Raw genomic sequence first — 14500 nt, 5'->3', positions numbered from 1 at the left:
AATAAAGAGGTAGAGCTATGCTAAAATTTCCAAAGGATTTTGTCTGGGGTTCCTCAACTTCTGGGCCACAGACAGAAGGGCGAGTGCCTGGTGACGGAAAGGGAGATAATCTCTGGGATTATTGGTTTCAAGTGGAACCAAATCGCTACTATAATGGGATTGGACCAGATAAGACATCGACCTTTTATGAAAATTGGGAAAAAGATATCGAATTATTGTTAGAAACAGGGCATACAGCCTTCCGGACTTCTATCCAGTGGTCTCGTATTTTCCCACAGGGTCGTGGAGAAGTCAACTCTCAAGGTGTGGCTTTCTATCGTCATGTCTTTGAAGCTATTAAGGCCAAGGGAATCCGTCTCTTAGTCAATCTTTATCACTTTGATCTGCCTTTTGCTCTTCAAGAAGATGGGGATGGCTGGGAAAATAAGGCAATCATTAAAGCTTATGAAGATTATGCTCGTTTCTGTTTTGAGACTTATGGAGATTTGGTGGACCAATGGATTACCTTCAATGAGCCTATCGTTCCTGTAGAATTCGGCTATTTCTATGATGCGCATTACCCTCATAAGGTAGATGCCAAAGCAGCTGTTAAGGTTGCCTATCATACCCAGCTAGCCAGCACTCTTGCGGTGAAGGCCTGCCATGAGATTTTGCCTGATTCTAAGATTGGAATTGTCCTCAACTTGACACCAGCCTATCCACGTAGTCAGCATCCTGCCGATGTAAAAGCAGCTAGCATTGCTGATCTATTCCAAGCTCAATCTTTCCTAGATCCATCTGTCTTGGGAACTTATCCAGAAGAATTGAAGGAAATTTTAGCTGAGCATGATTTGCTGCCAGATTCTACAGCTGAGGAGTTGGAACTTATTCGTGAGCACACAGTAGATTTCCTTGGAGTCAACTACTACCAACCCTTGCGTGTCATGGCGCCACGTTTTGCTAAGCATCCTGACAGTCCGCTCTTGCCAGAGCATTTCTATGAACCTTATGTCATGCCTGGTCGTAAGATCAATCCGCACCGTGGCTGGGAAATCTATGAACAAGGAATCTATCATATTGCTCAAAATATCAAGGAAAACTATGGCAATATCGAGTGGATGTTGACAGAGAATGGGATGGGCGTTGAAGGTGAAGATAAATTCCGTGAGAATGGTATGATTCAGGATGATTATCGTATTGACTTTGTTAAAGGTCACCTTCGTGAACTTCATCGTGCAATTGAAGATGGTGCTAACTGTAAAGGCTACTTGATCTGGACATTTATCGATTGCTGGTCATGGCTCAACAGCTATAAAAACCGTTATGGTTTAGTCGAGCTTGACCTTGAAACGCAAGAACGACGCCTGAAAAAATCAGGCCACTGGTTCAAAGAACTCAGTGACAATAATGGATTTTAAGCTACTTTTTATATAGATTCAAAAAAACCATTGGAAATAAAGCTCTCGGAGAGAGATTCCAATGGTTTTTCTTTGTCTTAAAGTAATCCGATAAAGAGTAGTAAGGCTGATAAAGTAATAAAGGCTAGGGTTGCTAGACCACGTTGGCCTGGTGTGTAAATTTTTCGTTCTCCTCGAACTGGGAAGACGATAGCCAGTAATGCACCCCCGACAGCACCCCCGACATGCCCAGCAAGGCTGATTCCAGGGATTAAGACACTACCTACTAGATTGATGACTAAGAGGGAGAGGTAGGATTGACCAAGTTGTTGGAGATAGGGATTGCGTGAAGCATATCGGAGGACGACAATAGAAGCGAACATACCGTAGAGGGCAGTTGAAGCACCTGCAGTAATGGCATTGGGACTAAAAACTAGGACAAAGAGATTTCCCATCATACCTGATAGAAGGTAGATAAAGAAAAACTGTTTGGAGCCAAAGATTTGTTCCATCTGACGTCCTAAGAAGTAGAGGGATAGCATATTGACTAAAAAGTGCTCCAAGCCAATATGGACAAAGGTTGCTGAGAATAAACGCCATATCTGCTCAGGCATGGCCTTGATTGCTGGGGGATAAACAGCTCCAAACTGATATAAGGTGGCTGCACTGGTATAGTTGAAACCACTGGTTAGAAACATGAGTACAAAAACCAGGCTTGTCACGAGTAGAAAGAAGCTCGTGACAGGATACCGACGATCAAAAATTTCTTTCATAGATGAGTACCTCCTCAACGGGAATATCATGTGAATCAGGCTGGAAGTCCTGAATCTGACAAGGATAAAGTGTACTGATGGTGTGACCTGGGAAATGCTCCAAGTAGCGGTCGTAGTAGCCACCACCGTAGCCAACCCTATACCTTGAAGGATTGAAAGTCAAACCAGGAACATGAATCAGGTCAATCTGAGAGGGTTCAAGGATTGTGAACTCTCCTTGAGGTTCAAGAAGTCCAAAAGAATTTCTTTCGAGTTTCTCTGGTTCATATAGAACAAAGTCCATTTTCCCATGTGGATAGGTTTTGGGAATGAGGATAGTCTTCCCATCTTTTTGAGCTTGTACAATGAGTCTAGCTGTCTGAAATTCATGAGGAAAAGACAGGTAAGTGGCGATGGTTTTTGCTTCCTTATAGAAGGGATGTAGAAGTAGTTGCTCAGTCAACCAAGCGTCCATGACTTCCTTTTCTTCGGCTGATAGAGATTTGAGTTCTTGCAAGACCTGCTTGCGTAGTGCTTTTTTCATTGTTTAATCCACAGCTTTCTTTGCTAAAAAGCTTGATACAGCCTCGACTCCAATTGCCAGAGCTTCTTCCTTAGGACTCATCTGTGGATGGTGAAGAGCATAGGGACTATCAATTCCAAGCCAGAACATGGCACCAGGAACCTTGGAGAGAAGATAACCAAAGTCTTCTCCTGTCATGGCAGGTTCGATGTCGATTAGTTCAATTCCCTCTTTTTCATCAAAGAAGGTCATCAATTCTCGAGCTAATTCAGGGTTGTTTTCGACAGGTAGGTAACCTCCCTGCTTGAGTTCAACTTCCACATCCATATCAAAAGCAGCTGCGACCCCTTCAGCGATGGCTTTGACACGTTTTTGAACCAAGAGGCTCATGCTATGTGTGAGAGCTCGAATAGTTCCATGCAAGAAAGCTGTATCAGCGATGACATTATTGGTTGTTCCAGCTTGAAAGACACCGAAAGTGACGACAGCTCCCTCGATAGGATCAACATTACGGCTGATAACCGATTGAACTTGAGTGACAAAATAGCTAGCTGCAACCAGAGCGTCGTTTGCTTGATGTGGGAAGGCAGCGTGACCACCTTTACCCTTGAAGCGAATCTTAACTTCGCATGTTCCAGCAAAGAGTGTATGGGTATTGGTCGCAATCTGTCCAACTTTTAGGTCTGGACGAACATGAAGCCCATAGAATTGGTCAGGCAACCAGTTTCCAAAAGCACCATCTTCATACATGAGCATACCACCTGCTTCATTTTCTTCTGCAGGTTGAAAGAGAAAGAGGAGATTGTTTTTGGGTTGTTTTTCTAATGCACGTTCGAGACTTCCAAGGGCAATGGTCATGTGAAAATCATGTCCACAAGCATGCATGCGGTCTGGGTGCTGAGAGGCAAAGGCAAGACCTGTTTGTTCAACGATTGGGAGTCCGTCGATGTCTGTCCGCCAGCCAATGGTACCTTCTGGCTGACTTCCCTGCAAGTAAACTAAAATACCTGTTCGCCAAGTACGAATCTGAACAAAATCCTTACCAGCTGTTAATTTCTCAATGACATTGAGCAAATAAGCTTGAGTCTTGACTTCTTCTAAACCGATCTCAGGAATTTGGTGAAGATCGCGTCGAGTTTGAATTAAATCTAACATATCTAATTTCCTTCTACTGATACGATAAAGAGGCTGGAAATATTTCCGCCTCTGTTACTAATTACAAGGTGCGAAGCGCATCTTCTAGCGCTGTTTTTTGTTGGGTTTGGCTATCGATTTTTTTGATCACACGAGCTGGAACACCAGCTACCACAACATTTTCTGGAACATCTTGAGTAACGATGGCACCTGCTGCAACAACAGAACCGCTACCGATTTGAACACCTTCGATAACCACAGCGTTAGCACCGATGAGAACATTGTCACCGACACGGACAGGCTCCGCACTAGCTGGTTCGATAACACCTGCAAGAACAGCGCCGGCACCTACGTGACTATTTTTACCGACAATAGCACGTCCACCCAGAATGGCACCCATATCAATCATAGTGCCAGCACCGATTTCAGCACCGATGTTGATAACAGCCCCCATCATGATAACAGCGTTGTCACCAATCTCAACCTGGTCACGGATGATAGCACCTGGTTCGATACGGGCATTGATGTCACGCTTGTCAAGGAGAGGTACAGCTGAGTTGCGAGCGTCTTGCTCAACAACATAATCCTTGTTTTCAGTCAGTCCTTCGAGAAGAGGAGCGATATCTTTCCAATCTCCAAAAAGAACATTTCCAAGCTTGGTAACAGAAGCAGGGATAGCTCCAGCAAGTTGTCCTTCAAAGGTTACTTTTACACTGGTCTTTTTTTCAGCATTGGCGATAAATTGGATAATTTCTTGTGCATTCATTTTTGTAGCAGTCATAGGGGTCTCCTCACTCTTTGTAATGCTTACTATTCTATCAAAAAAGGCTTCAAAATTGAAGCCTAAAGTATCAAAAGAGGGTGTTTAATTCTTTGATTTTGATTCTTCGATTGACAAAAAAATCATAGGCACGATAATCAAAATCATGGCCAGTACCAAGAAACCATCTAGGACCATCCCAAGGAAAAGGACACTGAGGATCGCTGAGGATAGCGGTTCGCTTGCGCTGACGACTGATACTACCAAGGGCGAGACCAGGGAAACAGCCTTCATGGAAAGGAAAAAGGCAAAAGCCGTTCCTAAAAAGGCGATGGTCAAACAAATCAAGATACTAACGACATCAAGCTGGAAGCTAATCTCATAAACGGGGTAGAGAACATTACTAAAAAGCCCCGCAATAATCATCCCCCATCCAACAGTAGGCATGAACCCATAATTTTTAGCAAAACGCTGGGGTAATATAACATTGAACATGAGACCTAGTGCGCTAAGGAGACCTGTTATGAGAGCTAGGGGAGTAATTGACAACTTAGACAAATCTCCTTTTGTAGCCATCAGAAAAACTCCAATCATGGCAATCAAGACATAAAAAATGGCACTTTTTGAAGCTTTTTTCTTGTAAATGATGCGATTGAAAAGGAGGATAAAGATAGGGCTGATAAATTGGAGGATGGTGGCAGTGGTTGCGTTGGAGTACTCGACACAGAGATAGAAGAAAAACTGAACGGAGAAAATCCCTAAGATGGCATAGGTCAGAAAAGGAAGGTAATTTTTCCAATTTTTCCAGATATCAAAGAGCTGGGAGCGGAGTTGAAAGCTCGATAAGATGAGTACTACACTACCTGCGACGAGGAGACGCATGGAGGTAATCCAGCCTGATGATACTTGATAGTGGGCAAAAAAGTACTCTCCTAAAATTCCACAGATTCCCCAAATTAAGCCAGAAAGGAGAGAATAGATAGTTCCCTTAAATATATTCTTTTGATATTTATTCATGTACATATTGTACCATGAAATGAAAAAAGAAAAAAGAGAGTGGAGAAAAATCATTTCTTTCTCACTCTCAAACAATATAGTATTTATTGCTGTTGGCTGCTAGAAGCAGGTGGATTACTACTGTTATTTGGTGTAGAGCTACTGTTACCAGTATTACTGTTGGTAGCACTATTATTGTTATTATTACGATTGTTAGTATTGTTGTTATTATTGCTATTTGATGAGGAAGTAGATGCTTTTGGTAAACTTCCCAAAATACTAGACCAAGCGTTTTGATAGTCTGAATCACTTCCACCAATCGCAAAACGGTAGGTCGTAGTTGGTGCACCTGCTTGGTTAGCCCAGTAGCTAGTCACCATTTCTCCTGTTACATTAATCTCTTTTCCGTTGATGGAAACCTTACCTGGTTTTTGCCCAGTTGATTTAAGGACTTGAGATGAAGTAACACTAGGATCAAGACTAAAGCGCTCTGAACCCCAAGCAGAAGGAGAAGCTTGATGGATGGCATTGACCAGATGGGCCATGTAGTTAGCATTTCGATAGTGACCTGCACCCTTGGCGAGTGGGCTATTGTCATCATGGCCAATCCAGCCTCCCAAGGTCAGTCTTGGAGTTGAAATCATGAGCCACATATCACCGTCTTCATTGGTAGTACCAGTTTTTCCGATCCAGTCGGCCCTTGCGAGACTAGAGTTAAGGGACGCAAGGTCATTCTGGAAGGTCGAGGTCACTCGGGATGAGATAACATCTCTCAGTAGACTTTGCATAATCGTTGCAGTTGCCTTGGAGTAGACTTGAACAGGTTCATCCTTGTGTTCATAAATGACTTCGCCACTGGTCTTCTCGATTTTTGAAATCATGTATTTCTTATGGTAAACACCATTGTTAGCCAAGGTTTGGTAGCCATTTGTATGTTGAGCTACAGTGACATCGATTCCTCCCCCCATAGGTAGACTTTCGATGCCGTATTCAGGGATATCATAGCCCATCTTTTCCATGTAGGAACGAACATCAACCCCTTTTTGAAGAAGTAGCTGATAGGTCCAGTAGGCTGGGATATTCCAAGAGTAATTTAGAGCCTCTTTAAGGTTCATCATGGCTGTACCAGGGCTATTGACATACATGATAGGATTTCCGTTAGAGAAGTTAGTTGGATAGTTTGACAAGACACTAGCACTTCCCATGAGCCCTTGGTCAATAGCAATACCATAAGCCAAGAGAGGCTTGGTAGTAGAGGCAGGAGAGCGTTTGGTATCAAAGGCATGGTTGTTTTGATTGGTCAGATAATCTCGTCCACCGACAAAGCCTAAGATTGCTCCCGTTTGGTTGTCCATCAAGACATTTCCAACTTCAGGTTGCCCTGAACTATCATCTAGTAAGTAGCCATAATTTGCTACGGCGTTTTGCATGGCCGTGTGAATAGCTTTATCAATGGTAGTTGTAATACGATAGCCGCCGTTTTGAATTTCTTTTTCGGCCAATTCACGATAGGATTTTTGGATAGATTCGTTCTTTAGTTCTTGTGCAGAGACGTTATCTTTTTGTACCAAGTAATCATACATGAGGTTCGTCGCTTCATCGAGGGCAGAGAAGTAGAGGAAGCCTTTAGCAGTAATGTTAACATTTTCTGCTGGCAGGAAATCCTGCTTAATGTCATAGGCTTTATAGGTTTCATAGTCTTCTTGACTGATGGCTCCTGTTCGGTACATATTGTAAAGAACATCTTTGGAACGCTTGATACCTAGTTGCATATCCTCCTCACTCTTCATCTCACCAGTTGATTCATAAGGTGAGTAGGAGATAGGACTTTGTGGCAATCCTGCTAGAAAAGCTGCTTGAGGGACGGTCAGTTTGCTAGCATCCACTCCGAAAATTCCAGTCGCGGCCTGCTGAGCGCCTGCGATATTTTGCCCTTTATTGTTACGACCAAATGGAGCGACGTTGAGATAGGTTGTCAGGATTTCGTCCTTACTCATTTCTCTCTCTAAGGCCAGGGCATCCACGATTTCAGTTGCTTTACGAGCTAGTGTAGGAGCATCACCAACGACTTGTTGCTTGATGAGTTGCTGTGTTAGGGTAGATCCTCCACTGGAAGAACCAAGTCCGATAAAATTTCCTAGACTGGCACGAATAACAGCTTTTGGAACGACACCATTGTGTTCTGCAAAATGTTCATCTTCAGTCGCAACGATAGCCTGTTTCAGATTATCTGAAATATCCTCTGATGAAACAGATGTTCGAAGGAGGTCGCTTTCGATAGCTCCGATCATGGAACCATCTGCATAGCGAATCTCAGAGATGGATGAAATATTATTGACTTGCTTGAGCAAATCCTCTGTTTGTGGAACACTTACCTGATCAAAAAGAGAAACAGCATAGCCCAAGACAACCCCTGATCCGAGGAGCCCACCAATGAATGCGAGGATAAAAAGAGTGTTAAAAGTTGCTTTGATTCCTAGCAAGATATTGGCAAAAATAGTCCAAATAGTCAGTTTGGTTTTAGTTTTCTTCTTTTTCTTAGAAGATTTTCCACTGTTTTTCTCTGGATCTTTTTTTGAAATGGTTGATTTTAGAGACTGAAGGAAGGCCAGTCCTTTTTGTTTGATTCTTGTTAATCGATTGTTCATAGAATTCCTCACTCTTTATTATTATTATACCATAAAAGCTTCTCTTGCAAGCAATTAGGCTTAGAATGAGCCTTGATATAAGGGTAAGACCTTGGTGTTTAAGCATAGAAAAAAGAGTGGGACAGAAATCGGTAATTCGTTAGAATTCGATTTCGTCGTCCCACCTCCGCACAGTTGAGTAGGGCTGTAAAAGCTGATGAAATCAGCGTAGTAGAGCCCACTCGACCACTGCATCTTGCTCAGCAATCCAAAGAAAATTGAGAGGCTAGGACTTTTGTCCCAGCCTCGTGTTGTAAAAGCGATTATTTTTCTCCTGAGAGTTCTTTTCCAAGGTTAATCAAGTAGTCTTTAAGATCATCTTTGACTTGTGGATGTCTAAGTGCGTAGTCGATTGAAGTCTTCATAAATCCAAACTTATCTCCAACGTCGTAACGTGACCCTTTAAACTCACGAGCAAATACTCGTTGAGTTTTGTTGAGAGTATCGATAGCATCTGTGAGCTGGATTTCATTTCCGGCACCAGGTGTTTGCTTTTCAAGGATACCAAAAATTTCAGGTGTGAGAAGGTAACGACCGATGATAGCTAGATCACTTGGTGCATCTTCAGGTGCTGGTTTTTCAACGAAGGTTTCAACACTGTAAAGTCCATCTTTGCCTTCTCCTTGAGGAGCGATGACACCATAGGCTGAGACTTCTTCATGTGGGACAGGCATTACAGCGATGGTAGAAGCATGAGTTTTTTCATAGTCATTGATAAGCTGTTTTGTCAATGGGATAGCCTTGTCATCATTGATATCCATGAGGTCATCCCCAAGCATAACTACAAAAGGTTCATTCCCAACAAATGCTTTTGCTTGCAAAACGGCATCTCCGAGTCCGCGTGGGTGAGTTTGACGGATGAAGTGGAGGCGCATGCCAGTCGTTTCGTCAACAAGTTTCAAGAGATCATTCTTTCCTTTTTCTTTGAGGTTGTATTCTAGCTCAAAGTTTGAGTCAAAATGGTCTTCGATTGAGCGTTTTGACTTCCCTGTGACAACAAGAATATCCTCAATTCCAGACTTAAGAGCTTCTTCAACGATAAATTGAATGGTTGGTTTATCTACGATTGGTAGCATTTCCTTAGCCAAGGCTTTGGTAGCAGGAAGGAAGCGAGTTCCAAGTCCTGCAGCAGGGATAACGGCTTTTCTAACTTTTTGCATCATGAGATTCCTTTCTAACTGTGGTTTAGGACCACTCGTTTTCTGCCTTGAACTCATTGTTCATAAGTTCAGAAACAGCATCTTTAATATTTACATTTTCATAAATAACTTGGTAGATGGCTTGGGTAATAGGCATATAGACTCCAAGCTCTTGTGCCAACTCGTAGGCCGCTTTGGTCGTTGAAATCCCTTCAATCACCATTCCCATGTTAGCTTCGATATCTGCCAAGGCTTCTCCACGCCCCAGAGCATCTCCAGCGCGCCAGTTACGTGAGTGAATAGAAGTTCCGGTAACGATCAAATCACCAACACCTGAAAGACCACTGTAAGTTAATGGATTTGCTCCAAGCTTGACACCCAGACGAGTGATTTCTGCAAGGCCACGCGTGATAATAGCAGCTTTTGCATTATCACCAAATCCAAGTCCATGAAGGGCACCTGCACCAACAGCAATGATATTTTTAAGAGCACCAGCTGTTTCCACTCCAATCACATCTGTATTGGTATAAAGACGGAAGTAGTGGTTGCTAAAGAGTTCTTGAACATACTGGGCTGTCTCTAAATCCTTAGATGCGGCGGTAATCAAGGTGATGTCACGTACGATGGTTTCTTCCGCATGGCTAGGACCGGATACGACGACGATCTCGCTTCTAAGTTCTTCAGGGATTTCTTCTTCAAGAATGGTTGAAAGACGTTTGTGGCTATTGGGTTCGAGGCCTTTTGAAGCGTGCATGACGACCACTTTATGGTCAAGAACGGCAGCTACTTGTTGGGCAACGAGTCGTGTAACCTTGGTTGGGACGACAAATAAAACAGCATCCACATCCTTCAAGGCTACTTCTAGGTCTTGGTAGGCTACAATTTTTTCATCTAAGACAATATCCTTAAAATAGTGTTTGTTAGTATGATGTGTATTGATTTCGTTGATTTGCTCGGGAATGTTTCCCCAAATACGTACCTCATGACCATTGTCATTTAGGACTTGTGATAGGGCAGTTCCCCAAGAACCAGGTCCTAAAACTGCGATGGTTTGTTTGTTCATCTTTTCCTCCTTCTGAGAAAGCTTTTTCCTACATTCTACCACAAAAAGCCCTATCTTGCACTTATATAACTAGCTAAGAATTCTACTATTATTAGGATTCTGTATTCATTGGATAAAATTTTTAGAGAGAATTTCAAGAAAAAGCAAATAAACTACTTTATTTTCAAAGTGGATATCATTCAAAACCAAGAAAAGAAGAGCACTATTCTTCTAAAAAATGGTATAATAGGAACATCACGAAAATTGGAGAGATACCATGAGTTTTTACAATCATAAAGAAATCGAGCCTAAGTGGCAAAAATACTGGGCTGACAATCACACTTTTAAGACAGGAACAGATGCCTCAAAACCTAAGTTTTATGCACTCGACATGTTCCCTTACCCGTCTGGAGCGGGTCTGCACGTAGGACACCCAGAAGGCTACACAGCGACTGATATCCTCAGCCGTTTCAAACGTGCGCAAGGATACAATGTCCTTCACCCAATGGGTTGGGATGCTTTTGGTTTGCCTGCAGAGCAATATGCTATGGATACTGGTAATGACCCAGCAGAATTTACGGCTGAAAACATTGCTAACTTCAAACGCCAAATCAATGCGCTTGGATTCTCTTACGACTGGGATCGAGAAGTCAACACAACAGATCCAAACTACTACAAGTGGACGCAATGGATTTTCACTAAGCTTTATGAAAATGGCTTGGCTTATGAAGCTGAAGTGCCAGTAAACTGGGTTGAGGAACTAGGAACAGCCATTGCCAACGAAGAAGTCCTTCCTGATGGAACATCTGAGCGTGGAGGCTATCCAGTTGTCCGCAAACCAATGCGTCAATGGATGCTCAAAATCACAGCTTATGCTGAGCGCTTGCTCAATGACTTGGATGATCTGGATTGGCCAGAGTCTATCAAGGATATGCAACGCAACTGGATTGGTAAATCAACTGGTGCTAATGTAACTTTTAAAGTTAAGGGAACAGACAAGGAATTCACAGTCTTTACGACACGTCCGGATACCCTTTTCGGAGCGACTTTCACCGTTTTGGCTCCTGAGCATGAACTAGTAGATGCCATCACAAGCACAGAGCAAGCAGAAGCAGTAGCAGACTACAAACACCAAGCCAGCCTCAAATCAGACTTGGCTCGTACAGATCTTGCTAAGGAAAAAACAGGTGTTTGGACGGGTGCTTATGCTATCAACCCTGTAAACGGCAAAGAAATTCCAATCTGGATTGCAGACTACGTTCTTGCTAGTTACGGTACAGGTGCCGTTATGGCCGTACCAGCCCACGACCAACGTGACTGGGAATTTGCTAAACAATTTGACCTACCAATCGTAGAAGTGCTGGAAGGCGGAAATGTAGCAGAAGCTGCCTACACAGAAGACGGTCTTCATGTCAATTCTGATTTCTTGAACGGTCTTAACAAAGAAGATGCTATTGCCAAGATTGTGGCTTGGTTGGAAGAAAAAGGCTGTGGTCAAGAGAAGGTAACTTACCGTCTCCGCGACTGGCTCTTTAGCCGTCAACGTTACTGGGGTGAACCAATCCCAATCATTCATTGGGAAGATGGGACTTCAACAGCCGTTCCAGAAAGTGATTTGCCACTTGTCTTGCCAGTAACCAAGGACATCCGTCCTTCAGGTACTGGTGAAAGTCCACTAGCTAACTTGACAGATTGGCTTGAAGTGACTCGTGAAGATGGCGTCAAAGGTCGTCGTGAAACTAACACCATGCCACAATGGGCAGGTTCAAGCTGGTACTACCTCCGCTATATCGATCCACATAACACTGAGAAATTGGCTGATGAGGACCTCCTCAGACAATGGTTGCCAGTCGATATCTATGTGGGTGGTGCAGAACACGCCGTGCTTCACTTGCTTTACGCTCGTTTTTGGCATAAATTCCTCTATGATATCGGTGTTGTTCCAACTAAAGAGCCATTCCAAAAACTCTTTAACCAAGGCATGATCTTGGGTACTAGCTACCGAGACCACCGTGGTGCTCTTGTAGCAACTGACAAGGTTGAAAAACGTGATGGTTCCTTCTTCCATGTGGAAACAGGAGAAGAGTTGGAGCAAGCACCAGCCAAAATGTCTAAATCCCTCAAGAACGTTGTCAACCCAGACGATGTGGTGGAACAATATGGTGCTGATACCCTTCGTGTCTATGAAATGTTTATGGGACCACTCGATGCTTCAATCGCTTGGTCAGAAGAAGGTCTAGAAGGAAGCCGTAAGTTCCTCGACCGTGTTTACCGTTTGATCACAAGTAAAGAAATCGTTGCGGAAAACAATGGTGCTCTTGACAAGGTTTACAACGAAACCGTTAAAGCTGTCACAGAGCAAATCGAGTCCATGAAATTCAACACAGCCATTGCCCAGCTCATGGTCTTTGTCAATGCAGCTAACAAGGAAGACAAACTCTACGTGGATTACGCCAAAGGCTTTGTCCAATTGATCGCCCCATTTGCGCCTCACTTGGCAGAAGAACTCTGGCAAACAGTTGCAGCAACAGGTGAGTCTATCTCTTATGTGGCTTGGCCAACATGGGACGAAAGCAAATTGGTTGAAGACGAAGTTGAAATCGTCGTTCAAATCAAAGGGAAAGTCCGTGCTAAACTTATGGTCGCAAAAGATCTATCACGCGAAGAATTGCAAGAAGTTGCTCTGGCTGACGAAAAAGTCAAAGCAGAAATTGATGGCAAAGAAATCGTGAAAGTGATTAGTGTACCAAATAAGCTTGTAAACATTGTTGTGAAATAAAAATGAATCCTTCAGAGTAGAATCTGGAGGATTTTTTGTAGATTACCTGTGAGATGTGATATACTATTCACATCTTTAAACTTATAAGTGTGAGACAAGGAGAAAGCTATGCCAGTAAATGAATATGGTCAGATGATTGGTGAACCTGTAGATGATACACCTGGAGTTTTGCCTTCACTTGTACGGATAGAAGGGCGATATACGATTCTAGAAGCTCTCTCGGTAGAAAAGCATGCGGAGGATTTACTAGCTGTTTATGGCCCAGATACTCCTCGTGACATGTGGACCTACCTCTTTCAGGAGCCAGTGGCAGATATGGAGGAACTGGTCAACCTTTTAAATCAGATGTTGGCTCGTGAGGACCGTTTTTTCTATGCTATCTTGGATAGGGAGACTGGTAAGGCCATGGGAACCTTTTCGCTTATGCGCATCGACCAAAATAATCGTGTAGTTGAAGTTGGGACTGTTATCTTTTCTCCAAAGCTCAGGGGGACACGAATAGGGACAGAAGCTCAGTATCTCTTGGCGCGATATGTTTTTGAGGAGCTTAACTATCGTCGCTACGAGTGGAAATGCGATGCTCTAAATTTGCCATCAAGACGAGCAGCAGAACGTTTGGGCTTTGTCTATGAAGGAACCTTCCGCCAAGCTGTTATCTATAAAGGTCGCACCAGAGATACGGATTGGTTGTCCATGATCGATAAGGATTGGCCTCAAGTCAAAACTCGTTTGGAAGCATGGTTGGTTCCTGAAAATTTTGATAAAAATGGGAAGCAGTACAAGAGCTTAAGAGAGCTCTAAGAGGTGGAGACATGATTACTATTAAAAAGCAAGGAGTTGTTAAGTTAGATGACGTTTTGCATCTCTACCAGGCAGTTGGTTGGACAAACTATACACATCAACCCCAGATGCTGGAGCAGGCCTTGTCTCACTCACTAGCGATTTATACGGCACTTGATGGCGATGCCGTGGTGGGCTTGGTCCGTTTAGTTGGAGATGGTTTTTCATCAGTTTTTGTCCAGGATTTGATCGTTTTGCCTAGCTATCAGCGCCAAGGGATTGGCAACGACTTGATGAAAGAGGCTTTAGGGGATTTCAAAGATGCCTATCAAGTCCAACTAGTAACTGAACAGACAGAAAAAAACTTGGGTTTTTACCGTTCTCTGGGGTTTGAAACCTTATCTACTTATGATTGTACAGGGATGATTTGGGTGGATCGAAAAAAATTACAATAATTCTTTTATCTTAAGTTAACTTTAAGTTTACTCATGTATCATGTAATCATTAAATAAAGACCTCCTAACTTTATTTA

Annotated in this window: 12 protein-coding genes; 4 read left to right on the top strand and 8 right to left on the bottom strand. The window is 43.1% G+C overall.

The annotated features are described in order from the left end of the window. Positions 1-17: 17 nt before the first annotated feature. On the top strand, positions 18-1397 hold the full coding sequence (locus HMPREF2987_RS05000; RefSeq protein ID WP_075229591.1) for a glycoside hydrolase family 1 protein: 1380 nt from the start codon (positions 18-20) through the stop codon (positions 1395-1397). A 77-nt stretch (positions 1398-1474) separates the two neighbouring features. On the opposite strand, the gene HMPREF2987_RS04995 is transcribed toward HMPREF2987_RS05000, so the two are convergent. From HMPREF2987_RS04995 to HMPREF2987_RS04960, 8 genes are all read right to left on the bottom strand, one after another. Then, the gene (locus tag HMPREF2987_RS04995; protein WP_075229590.1) at positions 1475-2149 is read right to left on the bottom strand and encodes a rhomboid family intramembrane serine protease; all 675 of its coding nucleotides are present in this window, start codon (positions 2147-2149) and stop codon (positions 1475-1477) included. Continuing rightward, positions 2133-2672: a 5-formyltetrahydrofolate cyclo-ligase gene (locus tag HMPREF2987_RS04990; protein ID WP_075229589.1), complete on the bottom strand. Its 540-nt coding sequence runs from the start codon at positions 2670-2672 to the stop codon at positions 2133-2135. Before HMPREF2987_RS04990 ends, HMPREF2987_RS04995 begins: the two co-directional genes overlap by 17 nt. 3 nt (positions 2673-2675) lie before the next feature. Beyond that, positions 2676-3806 (bottom strand): N-acetyldiaminopimelate deacetylase, encoded by a 1131-nt coding sequence (locus HMPREF2987_RS04985; protein ID WP_075229588.1) that lies wholly within the window; start codon positions 3804-3806, stop codon positions 2676-2678. Between the two features lie 61 nt (positions 3807-3867). Continuing rightward, complete coding sequence (gene dapD, locus HMPREF2987_RS04980; RefSeq protein ID WP_075229587.1) at positions 3868-4566, bottom strand: 2,3,4,5-tetrahydropyridine-2,6-dicarboxylate N-acetyltransferase; 699 nt, start codon at positions 4564-4566, stop codon at positions 3868-3870. 84 nt (positions 4567-4650) lie between these two features. Continuing rightward, on the bottom strand, positions 4651-5562 hold the full coding sequence (locus HMPREF2987_RS04975; RefSeq protein WP_075229586.1) for a DMT family transporter: 912 nt from the start codon (positions 5560-5562) through the stop codon (positions 4651-4653). An 83-nt stretch (positions 5563-5645) separates the two neighbouring features. Continuing rightward, complete coding sequence (gene pbp1b, locus HMPREF2987_RS04970) at positions 5646-8189, bottom strand: penicillin-binding protein PBP1B (protein ID WP_075229585.1); 2544 nt, start codon at positions 8187-8189, stop codon at positions 5646-5648. Between the two features lie 302 nt (positions 8190-8491). Next, positions 8492-9388, bottom strand: a complete 897-nt coding sequence (gene galU, locus HMPREF2987_RS04965; protein ID WP_180364503.1) for a UTP--glucose-1-phosphate uridylyltransferase GalU — start codon at positions 9386-9388, stop codon at positions 8492-8494. A 25-nt stretch (positions 9389-9413) separates the two neighbouring features. Further along, complete coding sequence (locus tag HMPREF2987_RS04960; protein WP_075229583.1) at positions 9414-10430, bottom strand: NAD(P)H-dependent glycerol-3-phosphate dehydrogenase; 1017 nt, start codon at positions 10428-10430, stop codon at positions 9414-9416. A gap of 256 nt (positions 10431-10686) precedes the next feature. Here HMPREF2987_RS04960 and leuS point away from each other — a divergent pair, with 256 nt between their 5' ends. The 3 genes from leuS to HMPREF2987_RS04945 all read left to right on the top strand — a co-directional run bounded on the left by leuS (position 10687) and on the right by HMPREF2987_RS04945 (position 14423). Further along, on the top strand, positions 10687-13188 hold the full coding sequence (gene leuS, locus HMPREF2987_RS04955; protein ID WP_075229582.1) for a leucine--tRNA ligase: 2502 nt from the start codon (positions 10687-10689) through the stop codon (positions 13186-13188). Between the two features lie 108 nt (positions 13189-13296). Continuing rightward, the gene (locus HMPREF2987_RS04950) at positions 13297-13989 is read left to right on the top strand and encodes a GNAT family N-acetyltransferase (protein ID WP_075229581.1); all 693 of its coding nucleotides are present in this window, start codon (positions 13297-13299) and stop codon (positions 13987-13989) included. A gap of 11 nt (positions 13990-14000) precedes the next feature. Beyond that, positions 14001-14423: a GNAT family N-acetyltransferase gene (locus HMPREF2987_RS04945; protein ID WP_075229580.1), complete on the top strand. Its 423-nt coding sequence runs from the start codon at positions 14001-14003 to the stop codon at positions 14421-14423. The last annotated feature ends 77 nt before the right edge of the window (positions 14424-14500 follow it).

Source organism: Streptococcus sp. HMSC067H01, assembly GCF_001814775.1.
Classification (GTDB): domain Bacteria; phylum Bacillota; class Bacilli; order Lactobacillales; family Streptococcaceae; genus Streptococcus.
This window is presented reverse-complemented; position numbering and strand designations above follow the sequence as displayed.